The organism is Paraferrimonas sedimenticola (assembly GCF_002282855.1).
Lineage (GTDB): Bacteria > Pseudomonadota > Gammaproteobacteria > Enterobacterales > Shewanellaceae > Paraferrimonas > Paraferrimonas sedimenticola.
The window spans coordinates 456,169-482,383 of sequence record NZ_NRIR01000001.1; the positions used below are offsets into that span (position 1 = coordinate 456,169).

Consider the following 26,215-nt stretch of genomic DNA (forward strand, 5'->3'; position numbering starts at 1 on the left):
CCTAGTTGCTTTGGGGGGCAAAGGCTAAATTTGCGGCCTCTAGCAACAGGGGCAGCGAATCCAACCCCAAGCGCGCCACAGAAGCGTTCGCCGCTTCCACCAATTTCGGCTTGGCGTGATAAGCCACGCCCAGCTGAGCCGCCTGGATCATTTGAATGTCATTAGCTCCATCGCCGATGGCAATGCTTTGAGTGGGCTCGATACCCCAGCGCTGGCACAAGCCGCTTAGCTGAGTGGCCTTGTACTCGGCATCCACCACCACCCCAGACACACTGCCTAACAGCTTGCCCTCAGCCATATCCAGAGTGTTGGCCATGGCATCATCCAACCCCACCTGCTTTTTGAGCTGCTCAACAAAGGGCATAAAGCCACCAGAGACCACAGCCAATTTCCAGCCGTGCGCTTTGAGTCTGGCCACCATGGCCTCAATACCCGGCATCAGCGGCAACTCAGCGCACAATTGGTCAATATAGTCGGTGCTGGCCCCTTCGAGTTTGGCCACGCGAGCGCGCAGGCTTTGCTCAAAGTCCAACTCGCCACGCATTGCCGCCGCGGTCACGCTGGCCACCGCCTCGCCTACTCCAGCTAAGGCCGCCAACTCGTCGATGCATTCGATAGTGATCGCGGTAGAGTCCATGTCCATTAACAACAATCCAGGCTCGCTTAACTTGGGCCAGTTGGCGTCTAACTCAACGACTTCCAGCGCTAGCCCTAGGCCATTGAGCTTGTGCGCATCAAGCTTGGCATCGCTCGCTCCGCTAACTAACCAGCCGTACGCTTGACCGCATGGCGTCAACTCTCGATAGCCCCAATCACCGCTAAAGCATTGATTTAGTGCATCCTCTAACTGAGTTTGAGACAGCTTGGCATCGGCCAATAGCGCCCAACGAGCACCCGCATGCTGGCTGTGAGATAGAGTTGAGAATAGCGCACTAGCGATAGAACTAAGCTGAAAATGGGTCACTACGGCTGCCTGTTAGTCTTTCTAAAAGTTCTTTATTATAGGGATAGTGCGCTTAAATAAAACAGTCACTTACGGAGTTGTTCTTGAAGGATTTTGCTCGTCAATTCGCTCGCTACCGACTGTGGCAACTACTACTCGTGGGCTTACTGAGCCTATTGCTGCTAGAGCTGTGGCAACAAAGCCTGAATCAAGGATATCGCCTGCTCGACGAGCAAGGGCGCAAACTCTCGCGCCAATTGGCCCAGCAAACCGCGTTGGCCTTCTCCTCTACTCTAGCCCTTGACGATCACGAACAGGCCGAGTTACAGGCGCAACGGCTAATGTCCAACCCGGCGTTGCAAGCAATTAGCGTGTTCAACCGCCACGGCGAGCAAATAGCTTTTGAACACAGATTTGAAATTTCCGCGGGCTTGCAAGGCTTTGAGCGACAGCAAGCCATCGCCAAGCTACTGGCAAAGCACTTGCCTGTAATTGAGCCGGTGCGCCACGCTAACCAAGGAGATGTGGGCTACGTGCGATTGCGCATGAACCCAGAGCATCACGTGCAAAACTTATCCGCCGCTTACTTGGCTCAGGCGGAACTGCTGCCTATCGCCTTATTGTTATCACTTGTTATTGGATTCTTGCTGGCGCGAATGCTTAGCGTTAAACGTTGGCAAGCTCGCAGCGACAATGGTTCTTTCGAGGATGAGCCCCAAGAAGAGACAAAAGAAGAGGCAAAAGAAAAGGGTCAAGAAAAAGCATAAAAAAAGGCCACGATAGGTTCGTGGCCACAATGCAGGGTTAACTCACTAAGCGGCGTCTCAACTTCGCGCTTAATCAGTGATGTTATGAACGGCGTCCAGAGTAATTTGGATCATCTCGTTGAAAGTATTTTGACGCTCATCGGCAGTGGTCTCTTCACCAGTGCGAATGTGATCCGATACGGTAACAACCGTCAGAGCCTTAGCACCGTACTCAGCAGCAACGCCGTATAGGCCAGCGGCTTCCATCTCAACACCCAACACACCCATCTTCTCCATCACGTCGAACATCTCTGGATCTGGGGTGTAGAACAAGTCGGCAGAAAACAAGTTACCGATACGCACTGGCACGTTCGCGCCTTCGGCTGAATCGGCTACTGCGCGCAGCAGGGTGTAGTCAGCGATAGCAGCGAAGTCATGGCCTTTGAAGCGAGTACGGTTGGTCGACGAGTCAGTACAAGCACCCATGCCAATCAGCACGTCGCGTACTTTAACGTCTAGGCTTACCGCGCCACAGCTACCGACACGAATCAGGTTCTTCACACCGTACTCGGTGATCAATTCCTTGGCGTAGATTGAGCAAGATGGGATACCCATGCCAGAGCCCATAACCGATACGCGCTTACCCTTGTAAGTGCCGGTGAAACCGAACATGTTACGCACGTCGGTCACTTGCTCAACCTTCTCCAAGAAAGTCTCAGCAATGTACTTGGCGCGCAACGGGTCACCTGGGAAAAGTACGGTTTCAGCGAAAGCGCCAGCTTTGGCGTTAATGTGTGGAGTTGCCATAAAAAATAATCCTTAAAATTCGTTTAGATGAAGGCGGTGCCGTATTGCATCGGCTCCAGCTCAAAATGTTTTGCAATGCTTTGGCCCATATCGGCAAAGCTTTCGCGACGGCCTAGCGAACCAGGCTCAAGTCCTGCGCCGGTGCAAATCACTGGCACGTGCTCGCGAGTGTGGTCTGAGCCCGGGAACGTCGGATCGCAACCGTGATCGGCAGTGATTATCAACAGGTCTTCGGGGCCAAGTAGCGCTAGCAACTCTGGCAGACGGTCGTCGAAGTACTCCAATGCTTTGGCGTATCCAGGTACATCGCGGCGATGGCCATAGTGGCTATCAAAATCCACAAAGTTGGTGAAGACCAAAGAGCGATCACCGGCTTGTTTAATTTGCTCAAGCGTGGTGTCGAATAGCTTCTCAAGGCCGGAGGCTTTAACCGCTTTGGTGATGCCACAATTGGCGTAGATATCGGCAATCTTACCCACGCTAATTACCTCACCACCGGCGTCTTTGAGCTTATCCAGCACAGTGGCTGAAGGCGGCTCAACCGCTAAGTCTTTGCGATTGCCGGTGCGCTCAAAACTCTTTGCATCGGCGCCAACAAACGGACGAGCAATGACTCGGCCAATGTTGTAATCCGCTAGCTCTTCGCGAGCGATTGCACAAAGCTCGTATAAGCGCTCAAGACCAAAGGTCTCTTCGTGGGCCGCGATTTGGAACACGCTATCCACCGACGTATAGAAAATCGGCTGGCCGGTTTTCATGTGCTCTTCGCCGAGCTTCTCTAGGATCACAGTGCCTGAACTGTGGCAGTTACCCAAATAACCGTCTAAACCAGCGCGCTCTAAAATGCGGTCGGTCAGCTCTTTGGGGAAAGAGTTTTGCTTGTCTTCGAAATAGCCCCAGTCAAACAGCACAGGGACACCGGCCATTTCCCAGTGACCCGATGGGGTGTCTTTACCAGAGCTAAGCTCGGCGGCATGACCAAAAGCACCGCTAGGCGCTTGCTCACGCTCAAAGCCCGCTGGCCACTCGCCTGTACTTTCAAACGCGGCGTTGGCCAGTCCTAGCTTGGCCAAATTTGGCAGCTTTAGCGGGCCTTCGCGGCCTTCATTGGCGCGACCTTCAAAGCAGGCCTTAGCAATGCTGCCAAAGGTGTTTGCGCCAGTGTCGCCAAATTTCGGGGCGTCTTCGGTGGCTCCCAATCCAAAGGAGTCCATCATCAAGACTATGGTACGTTTCATAAATTTGTCCTTCTGCGCTAGTTAGCGCGCAGAGTATCGTAAATGCACACTTGCGGTTGCGCCGCCTCGCCACTGAACTCAATGGCCGCCAGTACTCGCGCTTTTGCCACTTCAAAGCTGGCTTGCGAGTTGGCGTGAATGGTAACCAGAGGCTGTCCTTCGCTGACCACATCGCCAATCCGACAAAAATCGCTCAATCCGACGCGATAGTCCAGCTTATCTTGCGGATGGCTACGACCACCGCCAAGGGCGACTACCGCCATTCCCAGCGCTTTGGTATCAATACCGCTGACCAAGCCAAAACTATCAGCCAATACCGGCTCGATAATTGGCGCAGGTGGCAGATAGTCATCAACTCTTTCCAGCAAGTCAGCAGGACCGCCCAAACCGTGCACCATACGAGCAAAGCGCTCAGCAGCTTCACCAGATGCCAAGGCGGCTTCAAGCTTGGCGTGAGCCTCGTCGTCGTTTTCAGCCAGTCCCCCTAACTGTAGCAATTCGCTACACAGGGCTAGGGTCACTTGGTCTAAGCGCGGGTTGCGATAGCGGTTGCACAAGTAGTCGATGGCCTCGCGAACTTCCAACGAGTTACCGGCACAAGAGGCCAAAGGCTGATTCATGTCGGTCAACAAAGCACTGGTTTTAGTCCCCGCGCCATTGGCCACATCGACAATGCTTTGCGCTAGCGATTGCGACTCGGCAAGCGTCGGCATAAAAGCGCCCGAGCCCACTTTGACGTCCATCACCAATGACTCAAGCCCAGCAGCTAGCTTCTTGGACAAAATCGAGCTGGTAATCAGAGCAATCGAGTCTACCGTGGCGGTGACATCGCGAACCGCGTACATGCGCTTATCCGCTGGAGCCAAATCCGCGGTCTGGCCGATAATCGCCACGCCTACGTCTTTGACCACTTGCTCAAATTGCTCGCTCGACGGCGAGGTTTGATAGCCAGGAATGGCGTCGAACTTGTCCAGTGTGCCACCGGTATGGCCTAAACCACGACCTGAAATCATAGGCACATAGCCACCACAGGCAGCAATCATGGGACCAAGCATTAAGCTGGTGACATCGCCAACGCCGCCGGTGCTGTGTTTATCTAGCACAGGGCCGTCAAAACCAAGGCTGCTCCAATCGATGGTGCGCCCAGAGTCACGCATGGCACAGGTCAGCGCCACGCGTTCGTCCATGGTCATGTCGTTGAAGTAGGTGGCCATCGCAAATGCTGCCACCTGACTGTCGGCAATGCTGTTATCCGCAATGCCGTTGACGAAAAAGCGGATCTCTTGCTCGGTCAGCGCTTGCTTGTTGCGCTTCTTGGCAATTACCTCTTGGGCTAACAACATGGCTTAGTACCCGCCAGATTGCGCTTGTTCGCCCTCGCCTAGGGTGTGCAGCAGGTTGGCCAGCAGACTAGAGGCACCAAAGCGGAAGTGGTGCTTGTTAACCCAGTCGGCGCCCAAAATGGACTCGGCCAGTTTTAGATAGGTTTGCGCTTGCTCGGCATCGCGAACGCCACCGGCTGGCTTAAAGCCAAGCTTAGGGTTCTTTTCAGCGATTACCGTCATCATGATCTCTGCCGCTTCTAGGGTGGCGTTAACTGGCACTTTACCAGTCGAGGTCTTGATGAAATCCGCACCAGCATCGATAGCGATTTCAGAGGCCTGACGAATCAGTTCAGGAGTCTTTAGCTCACCGGTTTCAATGATGACTTTAAGCATCACATCACCGCAGGCGGCTTTACAGGCTTCAACCAAATCAAAGCCCACGTCTTTGTTGCCAGCCATCAGCGCGCGGTAAGGGAATACCACGTCCACTTCATCAGCACCGTACGCCACCGCGGCTTTGGTTTCGGCTACGGCAATATCAATGTCGTCATTACCGTGGGGGAAGTTGGTGACCGTAGCGATTTGTACATCGCTGGCACCAATCGCGTCTAGAGTCTTGCGAGCGATTGGAATGAATCTTGGGTAAATACAAACGGCGGCGGTGTTGCCCACAGGGGTCTTGGCCTTGTGGCACAGTTCAATCACCTTAGCATCGGTGTCGTCGTCGTTTAGGGTGGTTAAATCCATCATTTGCAACGCCGACAGAGCGGCTTGCTTGAGTTCAGTCATGGGGTATCTCCGGCTGACTTTTCAGTAAAAAATGCACAGCAAAAGAATAGCCTAAATCGGCTATCCGGCTACCTTGGGACTTGATTCCGTGAAGACTGGAAAAGAAGGGAAGTTATCCGAATCCTTTTCGCGAAAATTCCATTTTACCGCTAATCGGGTTGACCTCTGCCTGAGGTCCGCGCGAATCATATCAAACACTTAATACCCTCGCCAAGCAAACTGTGGATAAAACCACCACTTTTTCACCTAGGGGACAGTCCCCTGTGCACAAGTGTGTGATTAAGTTTTGACGAATATTCGCCGCAGATCGACGCCGTTTACAACGCCTGTGGATAAAACACCCGGTTTTAGGGGGTGGGGACAGTCCCCTGTTAGTAACCTGTGGTTAATTTTTGGTCTTTTGCGGAGCGAAATGCGGGCACAAAAAAAGGCGCCATCAGGCGCCTTTCGAGAAGCGAGTTAGCGGCTAAGCTAGTAACCGCATTAGGCCAGCGACAGCATCAGGCCGGCGATGGTGGCGCTCATCAGGTTGGCTAGCGAGCCTGCGGCGACAGCGCGCAGGCCAAAGCGTGCCAAGTCGTGGCGGCGGTTTGGCGCCATTTGACCTAGGCCACCGAGCAAAATCGCAATTGATGACAAGTTGGCAAAACCACACAGCGCAAACGAGATAATCGCTTGAGTGTGCTCGCTCATCGCCTGGCCGGTGGCTTCCACAATGGCGCCATCTAGGTAGGCTTTAAAGTTAGAGTAAGCCACGAATTCGTTAACGATGATTTTCTGGCCAATGAAGGAACCGGCGACAGTGGCCTCTTCCCAAGGCACACCAATCAAGAAAGCCAGCGGCGCGAACACGTAACCAAAGATAAGCTCAAGTGACAAGTTTTCCATGCCAAACCAGCTGCCGATACCACCTAGCATGCCGTTAAGCAGGGCAATCAAGCCGATAAAGGCTAGCAACATAGCACCAACGTTCAGGGCTAGCTGCAAACCGGATGACGCGCCAGAAGCCGCGGCGTCTAGTACGTTAGCCGGCTTGTCGTCGCTGTCGATGGTCAGCTCGCGATGATCCGTTGGCTCTTCGGTTTCTGGCTGCATCAACTTGGCCATCAAAAGGCCACCAGGTGCCGCCATAAAGCTTGCCGCAATCAAGTACTCAAGTTTGACGCCAAGTCCGGCATAACCCGCCAGTACAGAACCAGCAACCGAAGCCAAACCGCCCACCATAATGGCGAACAGCTCGGATTGAGTCATGGTAGAAATGTAGGGGCGAACCACCATAGGCGCTTCGGTTTGACCCACAAAGATGTTGGCAGTCGCTGATAGCGATTCGGTACGGCTAGTGCCCAGGGCTTTTTGCAAACCACCACCGATGATCTTAATCACCCACTGCATTACGCCTAAGTAATACAACACCGCGATCAGCGAAGAAAAGAAGATAATTACAGGCAGAACATTAATGGCGAAAATAAAGCCCACTTTGAATTGAGCCAAATCGCCAAACAAGAATCCGATGCCATCGTTGGCGTAGGTAATGACTTTGTAGACACCCTGAGAGATGCTAAACAGCAAGTCTTTGCCGAAGGGAACGTACAGTACGAAGGCACCTAGGGCTAACTGAAGACCAAAGGCTCCACCAACGGTGCGCCAGTTAATCGCGCTGCGATTAGACGACATAGCGATGGCGATACCCGCCAACACTGCCATGCCTACAAAACTCATGATGACACTCATGCAAACCTACCAAGGATGACGACTAAGTAGTCGCCGATGCTAAAAATTGGGCAGGATTATACCCAAGCTGGCGACAAAATTCCCAGCCTCAGAGCATTTGTCACACAATCTCGGCTCAAAAAGCCCCCTACCTCACACTATATTGCGCAGGCGCGGCATTAAGCTTAGAGCGTTTTGCTGGGTTTGCTGGATCACTTGCTCGACATTAGTGTCTTTAATTTCAGCAACTTTGGCGGCAATTCTGGTGAGTAGCCCGGCAAAGTCATACTGCCCGTGCTGAGGATCGTCGGTTTCGATGAGTAAGCGCTCTAAAGGCACATCAATCAGAGCATCCACCAGCTTGTTGTTACCAGAACGTAACACTGCGGCTCCAATTCCGATAAAACTGCGCTCGTGGGCAGCTAGAATTTGCTGAGCTAACGGTGCCGAGCCATAAAAGCCATGCAGCATAAATCCGTGTCGTATCTTGGGTAACCAGGACTGTAGGGCTTTATTGGCTTTTACCGAATGCACCACCAATGGCAAGCCATACTGGTTGGCCAAGTCAATGTGAGCGCCAAAAGCGCGCTGTTGCAACCCAAGCGACGGACCTTTTACCCCATCCAAACCACACTCGCCAATCGCCACAAGCTGGCGCGATTCACTCGCGCTTTCACAAGCCTTGCCAAGTTGTTCGAGCTGGCTAGCAACACCCTCAGCATCATTGCAGAGGTACCAAGGATGAATACCAAGAGCGTATCCTCCCCCAGGTTGTTGTCCCGCCAGCCGCTTTGCCAATGGCCATTGTTTGGGTTCCAAGCCCGGGATCACCAGCCCTTTGAGGCCAGCCCGGTAACGAGCTTGCTGCAGCTCGCTGCGCTCAGGCTCGGCTAACAAATCCAGATGACAGTGGCTATCTATCATGATTTCTAGCGGGGGGTTTGGGAGACAGCTTGCTATCAGCCTTTTTTAGCGGTGGGTCTTGCAACATAGGCGCGCAACAACGTTTGTTTTCTGGGGTTAACCCCATTTCATCGCACCATCGAGTGTACGCGTTCCAAAGCTTCTTGATCACTGCGGCTCTCCTTTGACGTCTGCTTCGATACTAACAACCCAAACCAGCCTTCTACAAGCGAGAGACCTTTTGCTTTCCCCACCGTTCAAGTGCGCTTCGGGCACAAAAAAGCCGCCCTCAAAGGCGGCTTTCGCAACTGGCTAACTAACCTAGTGCTCGCGAGTCTTAAAGAACTCAACTTCTGGGAAGCGCTCAATCGCCAGATTCAAGTTCACCATGGTCGGTGCAACATAGGTCAGGTTGTCGCCGCCATCCAGCGCCAAGTTCAGGTTCGACTTACGCTCAAACTCTTGCATCTTCTTGGCATCGTCACAGCTCACCCAGCGGGCAGTGGCTACGTTCACTGCTTCGTACATGGCGTCTACCTTGTACTCGGTTTTCAAACGCTGCACTACCACATCAAACTGCAGCACACCCACAGCGCCTACGATCAAATCGTTGTTGGCTAGCGGACGAAACACCTGCACCGCACCTTCTTCGGACAGCTGAATCAAACCTTTAAGCAGCTGCTTTTGCTTCAATGGATCTTTTAGGCGAATGCGACGAAACAGCTCAGGGGCAAAGTTTGGAATACCACCAAACTTAAAGTCTTCACCTTGAGTAAAGGTATCGCCAATCTGAATGCTACCATGGTTGTGCAAACCAATGATGTCACCCGGATAGGCCTCTTCCACGTGCTCGCGATCGCCGGCCACAAAGGTCAGCGCATCGCTAATACGCACGTCTTTGCCGGTGCGCACTTGGCGCATCTTCATGCCCTTCTCATACTTGCCCGAGACGATACGCATAAAGGCCACGCGGTCGCGGTGTTTTGGGTCCATGTTGGCTTGGATCTTAAACACGAAACCTGAGAACTTACTCTCATCGGCGCTCACCGCGCGCTCAGCTGTTTGACGCGGCTGTGGCTTAGGCGCCCACTGAGTCAGCCCGTCAAGCATGTGGTCCACACCAAAGTTACCCAAAGCAGTACCAAAGTAGACAGGGGTCAGCTCACCGGCCAAGAAAGGTTCCAGCTCAAACTCATGGGACGCGCCAATCACTAGCTCCAACTCGTCGCGCAGAATTTCGGCCAACTCGTCGCCAATCGCTTGGTCAAGCTCTGGATTGTCCAACCCTTTTACGGTGCGCACTTCCTGAATGGTGTGGCCTTGGCCGCTTTGGTACAAAATCGCTTCGTCGCGGTGCAAGTGGTAAACACCCTTGAACTCTTTACCACTGCCAATTGGCCAGGTCACAGGCGCGCAAGCAATGTTTAGCTCGGTTTCCACTTCATCAAGTAGCTCCATCGGGTCGCGAATGTCGCGGTCGAGCTTGTTCATGAAGGTAATAATTGGGGTATCGCGCAGACGAGTCACTTCCATCAACTTGCGTGTCCGGTCTTCCACACCTTTGGCCGCATCAATAACCATCAAGCAGCTATCTACTGCGGTCAGGGTACGATAGGTATCTTCCGAGAAGTCTTCGTGACCAGGGGTGTCGAGCAGGTTTACCAGACAGTCGGCGTAGGGAAACTGCATCACAGAGGTGGTGATCGAAATACCGCGATCTTTTTCCATCTCCATCCAGTCCGACTTGGCGTGTTGGCCCGAGCCGCGACCTTTTACGGTACCCGCGGTTTGGATCGCCTGACCGAACAGCAAGACTTTCTCGGTAATGGTGGTTTTACCGGCATCGGGGTGAGAGATGATCGCAAAGGTTCTGCGCTGATCGATTTGGTCGAGAAAATTCTGGTCTGCCATGGGCCGCTTCTGTCGCTTGCCGGGTTGTTAACGCTAGCCTTGAGTATAGAAAGCTGGCGTTCACCATCGGCGTGGGTGGAAAATTTGCGCTGTATTTTCTCCGATCGAGACCCAAGACACAAATCCTTGTTCAACCATCGCTGTTTTTGCGCAAATAAAAAGACGCTTGGCGAGTTATCCAAGCGTCTTTAATGAACGAGTAGCAGCTAAATTACGCTTTTGGCAATGGCCTTCATTCGAGCGCGAACCCCAGAGCAGCGCTTGGAGCAGTAGCGCACATGGGGCCAATTGTTTTCCCAACGTTTGCGCCATTGAAAATAACGGCCGCAGTGGGCGCAGTGTTTACCAGGTAGATTTTGTTTAAACATCACACTAACCCTCGCAAATAATTGTGCCTCGATACTTTGGTACGATGCGACAGTCGAGTTGGATTATTCGGAAAAACCTACCTATTTAGGAGTAAATGCTAGTCTTGAAACTGTTTGGCGTAGTGGCTCAGTGATTGGCCTCGCGTCTTGCGAAACACCCGCTGTAAGCTTGCAGCATGGCTGTAACCTAAACGTTCGGCCGTTTGTGCCACGCTAAATCCCTGTCGAATCAATTCCATAGCAGCGAAGCACACAGCATAAGCAGACACTTGTGAGAAGTTGATTTGGCGCTCGTGCAAGCGCCGCTGCAATTGCTGCTCGGACACTCCGAGCAACTGAGCCACTTGGCCTCGGCGCACCTTGCCAAAGTGACAGCAATAGCTAACGACTTCGTACAAGACTTTCATGGGGTCATCCGCCGCCGGCATGCTCAACATGGAATCCAATTCGGCCAAGGACAACTGAAAGGCACCTGTTTGTTGGGCCTTGTTTACCTGAGATAAGTCGAGTTCGTTGAGCTGGCGGCTGTTGACCCAAATTTCGAGCTGAGGTGAGTGCCATTCCACCGCACAGCCCGCCCACTCGCTAAAACCGGCGGGGTCGCTAAGCTGACCCGGAATTCGTATCTTCAGCGGAGTGTAGTCGCTACCTAACTGCTCGCGCAGCACCTGCATTAAAAAGCACACCATGCGCAGCGAGTCATGCAGCAAGCCGCGCCCGCTGAGCTTTGGCTGGTGATAACACCAGCGCACCAAAGGGCCACTAAAAATGCCGAATAACTGCCCACAAGATTGAATGCTGGCGTTGCCAAAATTGATGCGGCGAAAGCGACTGGTCATATCGGGCTCAAATAAAAACCAACGCGACAGTGCACCGTATTGATTCCAAGGCACTGCGTCTTTGAGCAAGCGCCAGCTAAAGTCTGGATCGTCGGTTTGCGCTTCCACCGCCTGGTACCAAGCAGACACCTGCGATAAGGGAATCAAGGTCATTGGATTGGTGAACAAGCTATCCGGCAACTGCTTGGCGGCGGGGTTGCCCTGACGCAGCAATCGCCCTCTAAGCGGCGCTATGGTTAAGGCGCGATAAAAGTGAACGTCTTGGAACATATGAAGTAAGGCAGCCAATTAAGTCAAATCTCAGCATATTTTGACTTGCTTGGTAATTCAAGCGGCGCTACTTCGCGACTGCCCGCTAGCTCAAGCGAAGCCTATGCGCTAGCATACCAAAGTGTTACTTACTGATATGAATCAGGATGTTATGCCCAATCTGATATTGGCCAGCTTCGCGCTCGCCATTGTGCTGCTATTTGTTTGGAGCCTGCAATGGGGCGATAAGCACTCGCCTAGGCTGTGGCTGTTGTGGGCCTTAATGGCCGGCATGCTGTTTGACAACAGTATGCAAGCCATTGGCAACTGGACCATCGACAGCGATTGGTATCAGCCCCTGAGCCGACTGCGCTGGGCAGCGCATGTGTTAGTACTGCCATTTTTGAGTCTATTTGCCTTAAGCTTGATGCGCTTAAGCGGCATTCAATGGGCGCACAACAGGCTGCTAAAGCTCGCACTTTGGCTGATTGTACTGGGCTCGCTAGCCTACGGTATTTGGCACGACATACTGCTATTAGAACTCAGCCAAACCAGCCCGCTTGGCGTCACCAAGTACACCAGCGCGGTTAAGAGTCTTCCCTATCCCACCATATTGGCCAATTTGTTAGTTATTTTGATGGCGATCCCCATCTGGCGAGCGGCGCGATGGCCGTGGCTATTCGCGGGAGCCGCTTTCATCTTTATCACCAACGCTGTCACAGCCGGGCAGGCTTGGGGCTTTATCGCCGCCAATTTTGCAGAAGTGGTATTTGCAGTGTCTTTGTTGGCCAGTGAGCGGTATTTCTCCGCACTAGCACCAAGCCAATATAACAAATAGAGTCATAAAACCTTTATCTTTGATTGAATCTGCTCAGTAACCTCGTTTCACTTCGCTGAACAACTCACACTGGCGCCTCACCCAACACACCCAGTTTTGTTTTTCACCGGAGGCCAACATGAGCCTATTAGCTACGCCCTTTGTGGGCAGCGGCGCGGACACCGCGTTGCATGTAGTCGCCAGCGTGGTGCTTATCGGCACCCTAGGCGCCGCCCTATTCGGATTTTGGAAGCTGCACGAAATGCCCATCGCTAAGGCGCAACGTAGCAAGCACCAACAAATCGGACTGATCACCGCACTCACCTGGATAGGCTTTGTCTGGCATTGGGTGTGGGTACTAGCAGTATTTCTCGCCTTTATCGACACTGAGCGCGCGCTGATCCGCGTTCGTGACATTTGGAAAGGGGAGGCAAAGTCATGCTAGAAGGTTTAGCCGTATGGGCCCTATTCATCTATCTGCTGCGATTCATAGGCATGCCTTGGAATCGCGGTACCAAAGCCTTTTCATATCTCGGCGGCAGTGCCTGGTTGCTGTTCGTTTGGGTCGGGCTTATCAACTACACCCCAATGGACATTGCTGGAGGTTCGGTGGTGCAATCGCCGCACATTCAGCTGCGACCGGCGTCTCCTGAGGTCACAGGTAAGATTAAAGCGGTTCACATTGAGCCCAATCAAAAGCTGAGCAAAGGCCAATTGGTGTACGAGCTGGAAGACGAGGTCTATCAAATTGCCTTAAACCAAGCCAAGGTCAGCCAGCAAAATGCCGAAGTGGCAGTAGCACTGGCCAAAGAAGACATTGAGGTGGCGCAGGCCAAGTTGACCTCTGCCGAGCAAGACATTGCGATTGCCAACAGTCAGTTGGGCTCAGCCAACTCAGATCTGGAATACAAACAAGCGACGCTCAAGCGCTATCAAGAGCAAAACGCGGCGGTGGCTCATACCATCACAGAGAACCAGCTCGACCAACAATCGACTCAAGTGGACATGGCGCGCTGGCAAATCGACAGCCTAAACAGCCAGATCGAGCAGGCCCAAGTGGCGGCACGGCAGGCAAAGCTCAGCGTAGAAAAAGCGCGTTTGAACTTGGCATCTAAGCAAGGTGAGCTCGATGGCGCCAGCGAAGCCTTGGCCAAGGCCGAGTGGAATCTCTCGCAAACCAAGGTCTACGCACCGGCCGACGGCTATGTGTCTAACTTTATTGTCCGTCCCGGCCAGTACATTGGCGTGATGCCACGAATGATCATGTACACCGAAGAGAAGTACGTACTGATGCGTGTCAATCACCAAGCGATCCGTAATGTTGCTGTGGGTCAGGCGGCGGAGTTTAGCTCTCCTGTGTACCCAGGCAAGGTATTCGTCGCTGAAGTGGAAGGCATTATAGAGGCCACTGGCGAGGCGCAAGCGAGTCTGTTGCCAATCGAAACTTCGGTGCGCCAGACCACGGGCGCGAACTTAAACAACAAGCACCATTTTGTGCGTTTGAAATTACAAGAAGAGGACTTGGATGTTCCGGTTGGCTCGGTGGGACTGGCCTGGGTGAGTGGTGAAAAACCAGTCGCATTCCTGAGCTTTTTAGATGTGATTCGCGGAATTATCATCCGAATGAAATCACAACTCTACTTCTTCTATAGCCTGTAGCGGAGCTTAGAAGACGGTTCAGCCCCGATGGTTATCGGGGCCTTTTTTTGTTTCGGCTGTCGTATGTAACCGCGATTGTCATTCCCAACCGCTGCTGTCATTCCCTTGAAGAAGGGAATCCAGCCAGTTGCTAGTATGCAGTTGGATGGGTCCCCGCTTTCGCGAGGACGACGATTTGGGTCGCGAGGACGACGAGGGGGCGCGAGGACGACGGGGTTTGCCCCTAAGGCCGATAATCCGGGCGCGCCGCCAACAGATGCACAGTCGAAATGCTACGCTCTCGGAAACCACCTTCGCTATAGCTCAGGTAGAAACGCCACAAGCGCGCAAACCGCTCATCGTAGCCCAGCCCTGCCAGCTCTTGTCGAGCAGACTCAAAGCGAACGGCCCAGTCCTTTAGAGTATCCGCGTAGTGTTGGCCAATATCGTGCAGCTCAGTGATCACCATATCGGTTTTGCTGGTCACCTGCTTGCTCATTTGAGTAATGGATGGCAAACAGCCGCCGGGGAAAATATAGCGCTGAATAAAGTCTACCGACGAGCGATAGGCATCGTACTTTTGGTCGGCAATGGTAATCGCCTGAATCAGCATTTTGCCGTGGGGCTTTAAGCGCTTACAGCACACATCGAAAAAGCCTGGCAAGAACTCGTGCCCCACCGCTTCGATCATCTCAATCGACACCAGCTTGTCGTACTGACCTTCAAGGCGTCGATAGTCTTGCTTGAGCAAAGTAATTTGGTCGCTCAAACCTTCGGCTTCCACGCGAGCTTTGGCATAATCAAACTGAGCGTCAGAAATGGTGGTCGTGGTAACTTTAACCCCATAGTTTTTGGCCGCAAAGATAGCCAAGCCACCCCAACCCGTACCAATTTCCAACAGGGTTTCCCCTTCCTTCAATTGCAACCGGTCACAGATGGTTTTGAGTTTGTTGATTTGAGCCGTCTCCAAACACGCTGAGGCGTGTGGATAAATCGCCGACGAGTACATCATCTCTTTGTCGAGGAAACGAGTGTACAAATCGTTGCCCAAGTCGTAGTGGGCCAGAATGTTCTTCTTGCTGCCCTTTTCCGAGTTGGCGTTAAATTTGTGAAACGCCTTGTGCGCCCAAGTAGCAATCCAAGCCATAGGGCCATCAAGGGCCTCCAAGCTGCGTTGGTTGCGCGCCATTACCTGAATCACCTTAGTAAGGTCTGGGCTGGTCCATTCGCCATCGATGTAGCTCTCAGCAGCGCCAATGCTGCCGCCCAACAACAGGCGTGAGTATACGCGCGGGCTGTGAACGCTAAGTTCGGCTTTGAGCTCGGCGTTGTCATCACCCAACACCCAACGTTGCGAGCCTTCGTTGATTTGCAGACGGGCTTGGGTCAAACCTGCCATCACTGCCAGTAAACGGTTGCGGCAAAAACGAGTTAGCCATGTGTCCTTAATGGCGGTTGCCATAGCCGGGTTACTCTGCTCCATGTGTGGCTCCTAAGCTTTGCTGGGGTGGCCGATAAATGGCACCCGTTTAATCCAAATCTTCAATGCTTGCCAATAGATACCGGCGACGGTTTTTAGCGTCATCGATGGCAAGCGACAAATTGTGTTACGCAAAGTGCGGCGATTAAGATCGCTGCGTTGCATATTCAAACTGGCATCAAATACTCGCTCTTGCGCCCAGTTCTCTAGGAGCAAGTCCAACTGCTTGTCGGGCGAGTTGAAACGCCAGCGATACTGCATGTCCATTTCCATGAATGGCGATACGTGAAAGGCTTTGTCTATGTTCTCTGACTTGCCTTTGCGCGGTGCATTCACCAAGTAATAATGACGCTGATTCCAAGGCGTATTACTGACTTCGGCTAGCAAATACACCAAGTCATTTTCATCATTAAAACAATAGTATAGGTTGATTGGGCTGAAGTAGATGCCAAAGCATCTGGGCTGACCGACAAACAGCACACGCGCCTGTGGCTCACCGCCAAGCTCCTGCACCTTTTGCCACACCACGTCCTTATCAAGGCCCTTGCCTTGAAGGTAGTCTTTGCGGTGTAACGCCATGGGTGCGAAGCGGTCGCGTTTGAGCCAGGGCGAGACGGTTTCAAGCTGGTCCATCTCGTCTAGGTCAATGGCCAGCAGGAACATTCGATACTTAAACTCGTGCTGCTTGGGTGAAAAGCGACGATGCTTCACCCAGCCCGAGTAAATACCACTATGAGTCAATTGGCTCATAACTCAATTCCAAAACGCTTCACCACGTCCAATGCGCTGCGAACGCCATCTTCGTGGAAGCCGTTGTACCAGTAAGCACCGCAGAAATGCGTATGGTTTTGACCGCAGATCTGGGCTCGTTGCCCTTGCGCCTGCATCGACGCTTGGTTGAACACCGGATGGGCGTAATCAAAGCTGGCCAGTATCTTGTCCGGATTAATGCTATTGGTTTGATTTAAGGTCACACAGAAGGTCGGCGTACCCTCTGGCAAGCGCTGTAAGATGTTCATGTTGTAAGTAACAGCAGCAAGCTGAGTACTGCTACCCGACAAGCGATAGTTCCACGCCGCCCACGCCGCTTTAGCATTTGGCAGCAAGCCTTCGTCGGTGTGCAGTACCACTTCGTTGCTGCGATACTCCATGGCGCTCAGCAGTGCTTGCTCGGCATCGCTTGGATCGCTTAACAGACGCAGGGCTTGGTCGGAGTGACAAGCAAACACCACTTGATCAAATTGGTGCACCTCGCCGTTGGCCAAGGCAATGGTCACGCCCTCTTCGCGACGAGCGACAGATTTCACGGGCGTATTGAGTCGAATCTTGTCCTCAAAGCCTTTGATAAGCGGCTTGATGTATTGCTTAGAACCGCCTTTAATCACGTACCACTGTGGTCGGTCGGCAATGTTGAGCAGGCCGTGGTTTTCGAAAAAGCGAATAAAAAACAACAGCGAAAAGGCTTTCATCGCCCCCAGAGTCGAGGACCAAATGGCCGCTCCCATGGGCAGAATGTAATGCTCGCAGAAAAAGTCGCTGAATTTGTGTTGTTCAAGAAAATCGCCAAGGGTTTGCTGTGGATCGATTTGACCGTGGGCAAAGGCTTGCTTAGCGGTGCGGTTAAAGCGAATAATCTCGTTGAGAAAACCCCAGAACTTAGGGCTAAGCAGATTGCGCTTCTGCGCAAACAGGGTGCTTAAACTGTGGCCGTTGTACTCAAGCCCAGAGTTTAGATTCTGCACCGAAAAGCTCATCTCGGTTGGCAAGGCCTCTACGCCTAGCTGTCCAATAAGCTTCTCAAAATTGGGATAAGTGCGGTCGTTAAAGACAATAAAGCCGGTATCAATGGCGTAGTCTTTGTCTTGATAAGTGAGGTCTATGGTGGCGGTGTGGCCGCCTAGGTAGTCGTTGGCCTCAAACAGTTGAATGTCGTGCTCGCGGTTTAAACAGTAGGCGGCTGTCAGCCCAGAAATACCGCTGCCGATAATGGCAATCCTTTGTCCCATCGATTAACTCCTTACTAATAATCGGCGACCTAGTGCTAACCATACCGCGTCGGGCAACCAGCTAAACGCCTTGAGCACCCAGATCAACCGCTTGGGAAAATCGATACTGGATTTTCCGGCGGCCAAGCCTTTGATGATGCGCTTTGAAGCGTTCTCAACACTGATTCGACCCGGCATAGCGAAATCGTTTTTGTCCGTCAACGGGGTTTTGACAAACCCCGGGTGTATTACTGTTACGCCAAGCTTGCTTGGCGGAATATCCAGCGCCAAAGTTTGCGCAAGATATGTCAAGCCGGCCTTACTCGCACCGTAAGCCTCGGCTCTTGGCAAAGCCAAAAAGCTAGCGCTTGAACTCATTAAAGCCAAGCGCCCCCCTTGGCGAATTCTCGGCAGCAATGCTTGTAAGCAGTAACCTATGCTCACCAAATTGATGTGCAGCACACGCTCCCACAACTCCGCATCAAACTGCTGCGGCTGGTCGACATACTCGCAAACGCCGGCGTTCAAAATGACCAAGTCCAGCGCATCGCCCTCGCTTAGCGCTTCGATACTGGCTTGCTTATCGCCAATATCAAAGGCCAAGGGCGTGATATTGGCATTGTCTTGCTGCATTTGCTCTAGCACTTGCGCGTTGCGCCCGCAGGCAATGACTTGCCAACCAAGCGCCGCATAGTCCTTAGCTAGCTGCAAACCAATGCCACTGGTTGCGCCGGTAATCAGCACCGAGCCAGACATTAAGCGGCCGCCGCACGGCGTTTAACCGCCTTGATCACTGAGCCAATCAGAGGGATCTGTTCGTACAACATTAACCCTAAATCCATGAAATCTCTATGGTAATGTACCTTGTCGCCAAAGCGAAGGTGAGTCGAACCAGGAACCTCGACGATTTGCCCTTTGTTGAGCTGAGGGTGGCTATAGTGCATGGTCCAAACCACACAGGCTTGATCGCCACTCTCGATCACGTCATCGATGATGAAGCGACAGGCGGTGACATTTTCGAACATGTTGTCGAAGTACTTACACAAGCTATCCAAGCCACAAACGCGGTGCAGGCCGTCGTTAAACTCAACGTCGTCTGAATACACGTCGCGAATTTGGTGCAACTGTTCCTTGTCTAAGTTCTGATACAGTTCGACGAAAGCGCGAACCGCTTCACTGCTTGGCTTGAGAGCCAGCGACGAAGGTTCGGTTGGCTCTTGCGATTGAAGTTGAGTTTGCATCAGCTTTTTCCTAATACTGAAAAGTGGTCCAAAGCCCTAGCGCGTGCCCAAGAGTGCTCGACTAGGGGCGGCGGATAACCCGCCGGCCGCACAGACTCGTCAGGCATGTGAACCTGCTGATTGGTAAGGTGTCCGAGTGGCTGTATCAAATTACGGATAAAAATACCTTTAGGATCAAACTTTTCGGACTGCCTGATAGGGTTAAACATGCGAAAATAGGGCTGTGCATCGCAGCCCGTGCTGGCCGACCATTGCCAGCCGCCGTTGTTGGCGGCTAAGTCGCCATCCACCAAATGTTCGCTAAAAAATCGCTCGCCCCAACGCCAATCGATCATTAAATGTTTGGTTAAAAACGACGCCACGACCATACGCAATCGGTTGTGCATCCAACCGGTTTGCAGCAGTTGTCGCATGGCTGCATCTACTAGCGGGTAACCCGTCTCACCACGGCACCAAGCTTTAAATTGCTCAGGATCGTTGTTCCAGCGAATCATGCGCCCTTTTTCAACAAATGGCAGCCCTTTTGATAAGCTAGGGCAAGCCACTAGCAAATGTCTATAAAAATCTCGCCAAATCAATTCATTAAGCCAGCTAAAAGCACCACTTTCCGGTGCTAAAAACGGGTTGTCCGTGTGGCTTATTAGCGCTGCTAAACACTGCTTTGGCGAAATCACACCCAAAGCCAAATAGGGGCTCAAACTGGAAGTACCGTCAATCGATGGCGTATCTCGGGCGGTTTGATAATCCACGGCCTTGGCAACGGCAAACGCAGTCAGCCGTTTAGAGGCTTCGCCTTCGCCGGCGGGCCACAGCAGGTCTTGATGGTCTTTAGCTAACTCTTGGCTTTTCACGCTTAACGGCGCTTGAGCCACGGGTACTGGCAGCACTGTCATCGCTTGGCCGGCCATCAGCTTAACCGCAGCATTGCGATAAGGCGTGAAACGACGGTACATGGCACCGCTTTGGTTGGTGACCGCTCCATAAGGCAGCAAGCAATCGCCATGGTACTGATGAAAGTCGATGCCCACTGCGCTCAGGCGCTCGCTAACTGCTGCATCGCGGCGACGCTCGTTGAGTTCGGGTTCTTGGTGGCAGTGCACAGCGCCAATTTGATTGGCTTGGCACCAGTTGGCTAGGTTTTGCTCCGTGTTGGCGAAGTCTTGCCAATTCACCTCGAGCAAAGGCACGTTAAGCTCAGCCAGCTGAGCTCGCAGTGCCACCAAATTGGATTCTATAAAATGGCGCTGACGGGTGGCCATATGATGTTGCTGCCACTGCTCGGGCGTGTGCACGAACAGTGCCACAGTCGGCCCTTGTTGCATGGCCTGGGTCAAGGCCGGGTGGTCACCCACCCGAAGGTCTTTGCGATACCAAACGCATTGATACATACGCCCTCCTTGGTCAATGCATTAATGACTGATGCGAAGCTTGAGTTGCTCCGGGTGCGGATTCAGATACACCTGGGCCGCGATATAAGGGTCTGGGTAGCGCTCTAAAAACAATTTAATCAAAGTGATAGGTGCCAACAATGGCAGCAGACCTTGGCGATATTTGTCAATGCTTTCAGCCAATTGACGGCGCTCTATGCTAGAAAGATTGCGCTTAAAGTAGCCTTGGATGTGCTGCAAGCTGTTGGCGTGATTACGACGCTTGGCGTTGTGCTTAAGCACAGCCATCACCCCTGTAATGTATTGCTGCGCCAACTCATTAACGTCACCCTCGAAGGTGGCCAGTAAAGGCCCGAGCTCGCGATACATTTTCGGTTCGTGGGCCATCAGCAAGTATTTGTGATTGGCGTGGAACTGAAACAAGGCCTTGCGAGTGATGCCCTTCTCCACCAGCTGTTGCCAGTGGTGGTAGGTGAACACACGAGTGATAAAGTTTTCACGGATCACAGGATCGTTTAAGCGGCCGTCTTCCTCAACCGGCAGCAGAGGGTTAGCCTCCATCAGCGCCTTTGTGTAAAGACCAATGCCGTCGCGGCTGGCCATATTGTGTTGAGGCTGGTAAACCTTAACGCGCTCCATGCCGCAAGTGGGCGACTTGGCACACACCACATACCCGCTGAGGTGACTTAGGTTTTTAACGAAGTTTCGTGAGAATTCGAGCATCTTGTCGGTGTAGTCTTGATGACCGCGGCTTGCCTGCAAACGAATGCCTTTACCGTGATCGACCAAGCGAATGGTTTGACGCGGGGTGCCCATACCTATCGCCATCTCAGGGCATACCTTTTGGTAGCTGACGTACTGGCTTAACTCGTCCACGCAAAAACGGCTTTGCTTGTGGCCACCGTCAAAACGCACCTTCTCACCCACTAAACAGGCTGAAATACCCACTTGAATCTGATTAGCATTGAATTTCATGATTCGACACCCCGATTGTTAACCCTGCTTTTAGTACTGATTCGACGCCGGAGGAGATCACCCAAGCGAGCGTGAACGCTCGGTTTCTATTCAGCTTAGTCGAGTCTTATTGAGCTTATGAGGACTTGATGTTGAGTTTCAATGGGTCGCGGCTTCGCTGAGGTTGCGAAGAAAATCTATAAAAGGCTAATATAAACCGCAACTTAAGAACCAAGGATTGGTCAGTGAGTTGGCTTTCTTGACAGGAGTTTGTTGTCGACAAGCCAAAATACTGCAACATCAAAGGACTGAAGAAAATGCCCAGATTAGTGCGCCCGAAACCCGCTGCTGCTCTCTTGTTAGCAAGTGGTTTATTTATCCCATCGCTTGTATTGGCCGAAGAGTTAACTTCCGAATCAACTGACCAAACAGACACCTATCAACACGAAGTTTCAGCATCGCTGTTGAACGCGAGTGATCAGACTCTCGCCGCTGAGTATCGTTATTATCTGGATCCCGTGGATTGGAATAATGGCCCATACGCGCTAAACGATTTTCTAAGTAAAACCAGTCGGATTGGCGGTGCGTTGGCAGTGCCAAGGGACGACCCTAACAATCGCTACGCTGTTGCGCTTGAAGGTCGTTACATCTTTGATTCTGAATGGTTTATCAATGCTGGTCTAGGCCACGCAAAGAACTACAGTACTACCAATAATTTGTATGCAATCGGTGCAGGTAAGTACCTGAATGACCAGACTGCTCTGGCTCTCAATTACAATCGACAAAACATCGACTTTGGCAACCGAAGCAGTGACGATTCCTACGACGCCATTAGCTTGGCCGTTCAGCATTTCCGTCCGCTAAGTGAAAATCGCGGTATGAATTTCGAGGCAGCAATTACCGCCGATCGCAAAGAATACAAATACCGCTTTGGAGAGCGCTCTAGTCAAAACCAAGTGACTTTAAGCGCCAAAGGCGAGTACTTCTTTAATCAAGGCTGGCGCGCCGGTGTTGGCTTTTATAGCGAGTTTCAACATGCCAAGCGCGACGTTGCTATGCTCTACACTGACTATCAGTGGCGAGTGTCGAAAAACATCATCATTAGCCCAGCGATCCACACCGAGTTTGGGCAAGACGCTGACAATAAATTGAAACTCGACCTTCAAGCCAAAGTGCGCTTCTAAACTGGCTTTAAAAACTGGTGACAATTCCCTCCAGATTGATCGCCAGTTTCTATAATAAGTAGTGCCATTAGTTGTAGCGGAGGATGCCATGTCACTTTCAATGCGCTTGGTTAATTACTTGCACCAAAACCAAATCAATTATCAGACCCTGTATCACCCCAAAACCACCAACTCCATAGGTACCGCCATTGCGGCTCAGGTGCCACCCCAGCAAATCGCCAAAGCCGTGGTGCTTAAAGATCATCAAGACCACACAGTGATGGCGGTGATACCCGCTAACCACAAACTCAGCCTGTCGGCTTTGTCGGAAGAGATGCATGCGGACTTTCGTCTAGCCAAAGAGCAACAAGTATTTGAGACCTTTAGCGATTGCGAGCGCGGCGCAATACCACCGGTGGGCCAAGCCTACAATATCCGGGTTGTTTGCGATCCCTTGTTAGATCATCAGGATTGGATTTATTTCGAAGGGGGCGATCATCAAAGCCTAATTCGAATTAGCCATGACGACTTTATTCAGCTGATGGCCACCAGTAAGCACATTCGAATTAGCCATCAAGCGTTTCACTAGCCAACACCCTTCGCTCGCTTTCAATTGAGCGTCGATCCCCTACAGTCGAGTGTCCGTCCTCGCCTTGATTGGCGGGGACCGACAACTTTCTCGCCCAAAATTACAAACGCCCATCTAAACAAAATTGCAACATTAGCAACATCTTACAGAAATAAATTCGCAACCAGCTTGTCACCCGGTTGAATTCTGAGCGTCACATAACTCCGGTAACTTTTCTGCAACTTAACAATAACCTACTAACCAACTTCCCGTTGCGGAGAGAGAAATGGAACTTAGAAATCTGTTCAAACTGGGTGCACTGGCGTCTGCGCTAGCACTTGCAGGTTGTGGCGGCGATATCAACATCAACACTGGCGGCGAGACGGTAGAAGTACCGGCGCCAACTCCAACCCCAGATCCAGATACCAAAACCCCACAAGAGGAAGCCTACGAGGGCTTTGCCCAGAAGAGCACCACCTTTGGCATGATCGATGGCAAAGAAGTTTGGGAGCTAACTGGAACTCTGGCTCCAGCCACTGGCGCGGCCACTGGCGGCCAAGACGGGGCTGACATCACTCTAGGCGACGACGTAGTTTGGTTGCTCGATGGACCTGTCGTTGTAGGTGGCGACAACGAGAGCTCGGTTAACCTGACTATTGAACCTGGCACCAAGATTCTTGGTGGCTCTGATTCTTACCTAGTCATCAGCCGTGGTTCAACCATTATGGCTGACGGTACTGCCGAAGCGCCTATCGTATTCACTTCGGTTGAAGCGGGTCTGGGCCAACCGGGCAAAGCCGGTCAATGGGGTGGTTTGGTGATTCTAGGTAATGCCCCAGTGAACACCTGCCCTAACCTAGACGACTGTGCCGCTTCGTTTGAAGTGGGTAACTACAGCTATGGCGGCAACAACAGCGAAGACAACTCAGGTTCATTAACTTATGTTCGCGTTGAGTTTGGCGGCTTCAAAATCAACGATACCCAAGAAATGAACGGCATTAGCTTCGGTGGTGTGGGTTCTGGCACTCAGGTGAGCTACATCCAAGTTCACGAAAACAACGACGACGGCGTGGAGTTCTGGGGCGGAAACGTTTCCATCTCTAACGTGGTGCTTACCAACAACTTCGACGATTCGCTGGATTGGACCAACGGCTGGCAGGGTTCTGCGCAGCACGTATACATTCGTCAAAAAGACAATGGTTCAAACCGTGGTATCGAAGCCGATAGCAACTCAAGCGCAGAAGCGGTTCCTCAATCAAACCCAACTCTGGCTAACTTCACTATCGAAGTGGCCAACGGCACCAACGCCGGTGGTGACGATGTCGAAGGTATTCTGCTGCGCAAAGGCACCGCGGTTAACGCCTACAACATGCTAGTTAAAGGTGATGTTGACTCAGGCGAGTGCTTGGAGATCGACGGCGATAACACTGTGGTGACCGCTCAAGATGGCAACCTCAACATGAGCCACAGCATCATCGACTGTGTCGAACCGTTCAAAAACCAAAAGGTTGATGCCGATGACGGTTATGAACTGGCCTATGACGTCGAAGCCTGGTTTATGGGCCAACAAGGCAACCTAGCGGTTGCTTCTGATCTAGACGGTTACATGCCTAACGCCTCATCTCCAGCCTTGTCTGGCGGACAAGCGGATTTGGGCAACATGGACGCTCGCCTCGAAGACGCTCAGTACATTGGTGCCTTTGACGGCAGCAACGACTGGACCCAAGGCTGGACCACAGACATTCACGGTGACACGCCAGCGCCGGCTCCTGAATTAGAAGCGCTGAATGCATGTCCAGTTGGCACTACTGCAGACGCGGTAACCGAGGGTTTGTACAAAAACGCAAACGTTAGCCTGGTTTGTACCCTAAGCGGCACTTACACCTCGGACGTGACTTTGTTGGCCGGCAGCAACGTGCTCTACAAAGTCGACGGTGGTGCGGTGATCTTTGGTGGGGATAACACAGATTCCGCCAAGCTCAACATTCAAGCTGGCGTTAACTTGTTCGCCACTGACAACAGCTACATCGCCGTGAGCCGCGGCTCGCAAATCTACGCCAAGGGTAGTGCTGAGCGCCCAATCGTAATGACCTCGCAAAACGATGTGATTGCCGGTGCTGAAGGTTCGCGCGGTCAATGGGGTGGTTTGGTACTACTGGGTAACGGCCTAGTAAACACCTGTCCTGATGCCTCTTCATGCTCGGCTTCTTTCGAAGTGGGTGACTTCCCTTACGGTGGCGACAACAACCAAGACAGCAGCGGTCAGCTGAGCTACGTGGTGGTTAAGTATGCTGGCTTCAAGGTCAACGACACCCAAGAGATGAACGGTATCAGCTTCGCCGGTGTGGGCTCTGGCACCATGGTTGACCACATCCAAGTTCACGCCAACGGCGACGACGGCGTTGAGTTCTGGGGTGGCGCGGTCAATTTGAAGTACGTTTACCTGACCCACAACTTCGACGACAGCTTGGACTGGACCAACGGTTGGACCGGTAAAGTTCAGTACTTGCACGTTCAGCACCAAGACAACGCGGCCAACCGCGGTATCGAAGCGGATAGCAACTCAAGCGCTGAAGCCATGCCTCAGTCAAACCCAACCCTGTCAAACGTCACCATCGAAGTCGGTGCTGGCACTAACTCAGGTGGTGATGACGCTGAGGGCATCCTGCTGCGCAAAGGTACCGCTGCCATGCTGGCCAACGTGTTGGTCAAAGGCAAAGACGGTTCTGGCGAGTGTTTGGAAATCGACGGTGACAACACGGTAGCCACTGCGCAAGCCGGCAACCTGGTGATGACCCACAGCGTCATCGACTGTGCCGAACCATTCAAGAATCAGTCAATTAGTGCGGAAGACGGCTACACCGTGGCCTACGACGTAGAAGCCTGGTTCACCGGTCAAACTGGTAACGGCACTGCCGCTGTGAGCTTAACCGATGGTATCCCAGCCACTGACGACGCAGCTCTGATGGGTACTGGTACTGACATGAGCTCAGACAGCTTCTTCGACGCGACCGATTACATCGGTGCGTTTGATGGCAGCAACGACTGGCGCCAAGGCTGGACCTACACCCCAGGTTCGTAACCTCGCAACACTTTGGGGGAGTCACCCTCCCCCGCTTTTTAGATTTAGCGGTGGTCCGCTAGCTTCCCAGG

The 26,215-nt window shown here is 52.5% G+C and carries 25 protein-coding genes; 7 read left to right on the top strand and 18 right to left on the bottom strand.

Annotation, left to right across the window (positions count from 1 at the left end):
* Nucleotide 1: 1 nt before the first annotated feature.
* Nucleotides 2–964 (bottom strand): phosphoserine phosphatase SerB, encoded by a 963-nt coding sequence (gene serB / locus CLC93_RS01965; protein ID WP_245837042.1) that lies wholly within the window; start codon nt 962–964, stop codon nt 2–4.
* An 83-nt stretch (nt 965–1,047) separates the two neighbouring features.
* Between serB and CLC93_RS01970 the strand changes: the two genes are divergently transcribed.
* Nucleotides 1,048–1,710 carry an AhpA/YtjB family protein gene (locus CLC93_RS01970; protein WP_095504254.1) on the top strand — a complete coding sequence of 221 codons (663 nt, stop codon included), beginning with the start codon at nt 1,048–1,050 and terminating at the stop codon, nt 1,708–1,710.
* A gap of 69 nt (nt 1,711–1,779) precedes the next feature.
* Here CLC93_RS01970 and deoD read toward each other — a convergent pair whose 3' ends face one another.
* The 10 genes from deoD to CLC93_RS02020 form a co-directional block, all read right to left on the bottom strand.
* Nucleotides 1,780–2,496, bottom strand: a complete 717-nt coding sequence (gene deoD / locus CLC93_RS01975; RefSeq protein WP_095504255.1) for a purine-nucleoside phosphorylase — start codon at nt 2,494–2,496, stop codon at nt 1,780–1,782.
* 23 nt (nt 2,497–2,519) lie between these two features.
* Complete coding sequence (locus tag CLC93_RS01980) at nt 2,520–3,734, bottom strand: phosphopentomutase (protein ID WP_095504256.1); 1,215 nt, start codon at nt 3,732–3,734, stop codon at nt 2,520–2,522.
* 17 nt (nt 3,735–3,751) lie between these two features.
* Entirely contained in the window at nt 3,752–5,077 is a 1,326-nt protein-coding gene (gene deoA / locus CLC93_RS01985; RefSeq protein WP_095504257.1) for a thymidine phosphorylase, read from the bottom strand.
* 3 nt (nt 5,078–5,080) lie between these two features.
* Complete coding sequence (deoC, locus tag CLC93_RS01990; RefSeq protein ID WP_095504258.1) at nt 5,081–5,848, bottom strand: deoxyribose-phosphate aldolase; 768 nt, start codon at nt 5,846–5,848, stop codon at nt 5,081–5,083.
* Between the two features lie 483 nt (nt 5,849–6,331).
* Nucleotides 6,332–7,579 (bottom strand): NupC/NupG family nucleoside CNT transporter, encoded by a 1,248-nt coding sequence (locus CLC93_RS01995; protein WP_095504259.1) that lies wholly within the window; start codon nt 7,577–7,579, stop codon nt 6,332–6,334.
* Nucleotides 7,580–7,711: 132 nt separating this feature from the next.
* Nucleotides 7,712–8,482, bottom strand: coding sequence for a TatD family hydrolase (locus CLC93_RS02000; RefSeq protein WP_095504260.1), 771 nt, complete (start codon nt 8,480–8,482; stop codon nt 7,712–7,714).
* A complete protein-coding gene (locus CLC93_RS17690) occupies nt 8,472–8,633 on the bottom strand; it encodes a DUF5363 family protein (protein WP_095504261.1) in 162 nt (53 codons plus the stop codon). Before CLC93_RS17690 ends, CLC93_RS02000 begins: the two co-directional genes overlap by 11 nt.
* A 149-nt stretch (nt 8,634–8,782) precedes the next feature.
* A complete protein-coding gene (prfC, locus tag CLC93_RS02010) occupies nt 8,783–10,372 on the bottom strand; it encodes a peptide chain release factor 3 (RefSeq protein ID WP_095504262.1) in 1,590 nt (529 codons plus the stop codon).
* Between the two features lie 206 nt (nt 10,373–10,578).
* Nucleotides 10,579–10,740 (bottom strand): DUF2256 domain-containing protein, encoded by a 162-nt coding sequence (locus tag CLC93_RS02015; protein ID WP_211286775.1) that lies wholly within the window; start codon nt 10,738–10,740, stop codon nt 10,579–10,581.
* Between the two features lie 98 nt (nt 10,741–10,838).
* On the bottom strand, nt 10,839–11,867 hold the full coding sequence (locus CLC93_RS02020) for a helix-turn-helix domain-containing protein (protein WP_141237327.1): 1,029 nt from the start codon (nt 11,865–11,867) through the stop codon (nt 10,839–10,841).
* A gap of 133 nt (nt 11,868–12,000) precedes the next feature.
* Between CLC93_RS02020 and CLC93_RS02025 the strand changes: the two genes are divergently transcribed.
* The 3 genes from CLC93_RS02025 to CLC93_RS02035 all read left to right on the top strand — a co-directional run bounded on the left by CLC93_RS02025 (nt 12,001) and on the right by CLC93_RS02035 (nt 14,304).
* Nucleotides 12,001–12,666: a hypothetical protein gene (locus CLC93_RS02025; RefSeq protein ID WP_095504265.1), complete on the top strand. Its 666-nt coding sequence runs from the start codon at nt 12,001–12,003 to the stop codon at nt 12,664–12,666.
* Nucleotides 12,667–12,784: 118 nt separating this feature from the next.
* Entirely contained in the window at nt 12,785–13,090 is a 306-nt protein-coding gene (locus CLC93_RS02030; protein ID WP_095504266.1) for an MFS transporter, read from the top strand.
* Complete coding sequence (locus CLC93_RS02035; RefSeq protein ID WP_095504267.1) at nt 13,084–14,304, top strand: HlyD family secretion protein; 1,221 nt, start codon at nt 13,084–13,086, stop codon at nt 14,302–14,304. The genes CLC93_RS02030 and CLC93_RS02035 overlap by 7 nt, the downstream gene beginning before the upstream one ends.
* A 223-nt stretch (nt 14,305–14,527) precedes the next feature.
* On the opposite strand, the gene CLC93_RS02040 is transcribed toward CLC93_RS02035, so the two are convergent.
* From CLC93_RS02040 to CLC93_RS02070, 7 genes are read right to left on the bottom strand one after another with little or no spacing between them, the layout of a single operon-like run.
* Entirely contained in the window at nt 14,528–15,766 is a 1,239-nt protein-coding gene (locus tag CLC93_RS02040; protein ID WP_095504268.1) for an SAM-dependent methyltransferase, read from the bottom strand.
* A 9-nt stretch (nt 15,767–15,775) separates the two neighbouring features.
* Entirely contained in the window at nt 15,776–16,513 is a 738-nt protein-coding gene (locus CLC93_RS02045) for a DUF1365 domain-containing protein (RefSeq protein ID WP_095504269.1), read from the bottom strand.
* A complete protein-coding gene (locus CLC93_RS02050) occupies nt 16,510–17,769 on the bottom strand; it encodes an NAD(P)/FAD-dependent oxidoreductase (RefSeq protein ID WP_095504270.1) in 1,260 nt (419 codons plus the stop codon). Before CLC93_RS02050 ends, CLC93_RS02045 begins: the two co-directional genes overlap by 4 nt.
* A gap of 3 nt (nt 17,770–17,772) precedes the next feature.
* Nucleotides 17,773–18,504 carry an SDR family NAD(P)-dependent oxidoreductase gene (locus CLC93_RS02055; protein ID WP_095504271.1) on the bottom strand — a complete coding sequence of 244 codons (732 nt, stop codon included), beginning with the start codon at nt 18,502–18,504 and terminating at the stop codon, nt 17,773–17,775.
* The gene (locus CLC93_RS02060; RefSeq protein WP_095504272.1) at nt 18,504–18,989 is read right to left on the bottom strand and encodes a nuclear transport factor 2 family protein; all 486 of its coding nucleotides are present in this window, start codon (nt 18,987–18,989) and stop codon (nt 18,504–18,506) included. The genes CLC93_RS02055 and CLC93_RS02060 overlap by 1 nt, the downstream gene beginning before the upstream one ends.
* Nucleotides 18,989–20,377 carry a deoxyribodipyrimidine photo-lyase gene (gene phrB / locus CLC93_RS02065; RefSeq protein ID WP_095504273.1) on the bottom strand — a complete coding sequence of 463 codons (1,389 nt, stop codon included), beginning with the start codon at nt 20,375–20,377 and terminating at the stop codon, nt 18,989–18,991. Before phrB ends, CLC93_RS02060 begins: the two co-directional genes overlap by 1 nt.
* 21 nt (nt 20,378–20,398) lie before the next feature.
* Nucleotides 20,399–21,355, bottom strand: a complete 957-nt coding sequence (locus tag CLC93_RS02070; protein ID WP_095504274.1) for a YbgA family protein — start codon at nt 21,353–21,355, stop codon at nt 20,399–20,401.
* A gap of 293 nt (nt 21,356–21,648) precedes the next feature.
* Here CLC93_RS02070 and CLC93_RS02075 point away from each other — a divergent pair, with 293 nt between their 5' ends.
* The 3 genes from CLC93_RS02075 (at nt 21,649) to CLC93_RS02085 (ending at nt 26,144) form a co-directional block, all read left to right on the top strand.
* On the top strand, nt 21,649–22,515 hold the full coding sequence (locus tag CLC93_RS02075) for a putative porin (RefSeq protein ID WP_095504275.1): 867 nt from the start codon (nt 21,649–21,651) through the stop codon (nt 22,513–22,515).
* 88 nt (nt 22,516–22,603) lie between these two features.
* The gene (locus tag CLC93_RS02080; RefSeq protein ID WP_095504276.1) at nt 22,604–23,083 is read left to right on the top strand and encodes an aminoacyl-tRNA deacylase; all 480 of its coding nucleotides are present in this window, start codon (nt 22,604–22,606) and stop codon (nt 23,081–23,083) included.
* Nucleotides 23,084–23,348: 265 nt separating this feature from the next.
* Nucleotides 23,349–26,144 (top strand): hypothetical protein, encoded by a 2,796-nt coding sequence (locus CLC93_RS02085; protein WP_095504277.1) that lies wholly within the window; start codon nt 23,349–23,351, stop codon nt 26,142–26,144.
* The last annotated feature ends 71 nt before the right edge of the window (nt 26,145–26,215 follow it).

Excerpts from the sequence above, each read along its gene's own strand:
- deoC (WP_095504258.1), bottom strand. The coding sequence starts at position 5,848 with ATGACTGAACTCAAGCAAGCCGCTCTGTCGGCGTTGCAAATGATGGAT.
- CLC93_RS02060 (WP_095504272.1), bottom strand. The coding sequence starts at position 18,989 with ATGCAAACTCAACTTCAATCGCAAGAGCCAACCGAACCTTCGTCGCTG.
- CLC93_RS02080 (WP_095504276.1), top strand. The coding sequence starts at position 22,604 with ATGTCACTTTCAATGCGCTTGGTTAATTACTTGCACCAAAACCAAATC.
- CLC93_RS02000 (WP_095504260.1), bottom strand. The coding sequence starts at position 8,482 with ATGATAGATAGCCACTGTCATCTGGATTTGTTAGCCGAGCCTGAGCGC.
- CLC93_RS02030 (WP_095504266.1), top strand. The coding sequence starts at position 12,785 with ATGAGCCTATTAGCTACGCCCTTTGTGGGCAGCGGCGCGGACACCGCG.
- CLC93_RS02045 (WP_095504269.1), bottom strand. The coding sequence starts at position 16,513 with ATGAGCCAATTGACTCATAGTGGTATTTACTCGGGCTGGGTGAAGCAT.
- CLC93_RS02025 (WP_095504265.1), top strand. The coding sequence starts at position 12,001 with ATGCCCAATCTGATATTGGCCAGCTTCGCGCTCGCCATTGTGCTGCTA.
- CLC93_RS02055 (WP_095504271.1), bottom strand. The coding sequence starts at position 18,504 with ATGTCTGGCTCGGTGCTGATTACCGGCGCAACCAGTGGCATTGGTTTG.
- CLC93_RS02050 (WP_095504270.1), bottom strand. The coding sequence starts at position 17,769 with ATGGGACAAAGGATTGCCATTATCGGCAGCGGTATTTCTGGGCTGACA.
- CLC93_RS01980 (WP_095504256.1), bottom strand. The coding sequence starts at position 3,734 with ATGAAACGTACCATAGTCTTGATGATGGACTCCTTTGGATTGGGAGCC.
- CLC93_RS02085 (WP_095504277.1), top strand. The coding sequence starts at position 23,349 with ATGGAACTTAGAAATCTGTTCAAACTGGGTGCACTGGCGTCTGCGCTA.
- CLC93_RS02040 (WP_095504268.1), bottom strand. The coding sequence starts at position 15,766 with ATGGAGCAGAGTAACCCGGCTATGGCAACCGCCATTAAGGACACATGG.
- deoA (WP_095504257.1), bottom strand. The coding sequence starts at position 5,077 with ATGTTGTTAGCCCAAGAGGTAATTGCCAAGAAGCGCAACAAGCAAGCG.
- phrB (WP_095504273.1), bottom strand. The coding sequence starts at position 20,377 with ATGTATCAATGCGTTTGGTATCGCAAAGACCTTCGGGTGGGTGACCAC.
- CLC93_RS02015 (WP_211286775.1), bottom strand. The coding sequence starts at position 10,740 with ATGTTTAAACAAAATCTACCTGGTAAACACTGCGCCCACTGCGGCCGT.
- prfC (WP_095504262.1), bottom strand. The coding sequence starts at position 10,372 with ATGGCAGACCAGAATTTTCTCGACCAAATCGATCAGCGCAGAACCTTT.
- CLC93_RS02075 (WP_095504275.1), top strand. The coding sequence starts at position 21,649 with ATGCCCAGATTAGTGCGCCCGAAACCCGCTGCTGCTCTCTTGTTAGCA.
- CLC93_RS01995 (WP_095504259.1), bottom strand. The coding sequence starts at position 7,579 with ATGAGTGTCATCATGAGTTTTGTAGGCATGGCAGTGTTGGCGGGTATC.
- CLC93_RS02035 (WP_095504267.1), top strand. The coding sequence starts at position 13,084 with ATGCTAGAAGGTTTAGCCGTATGGGCCCTATTCATCTATCTGCTGCGA.
- deoD (WP_095504255.1), bottom strand. The coding sequence starts at position 2,496 with ATGGCAACTCCACACATTAACGCCAAAGCTGGCGCTTTCGCTGAAACC.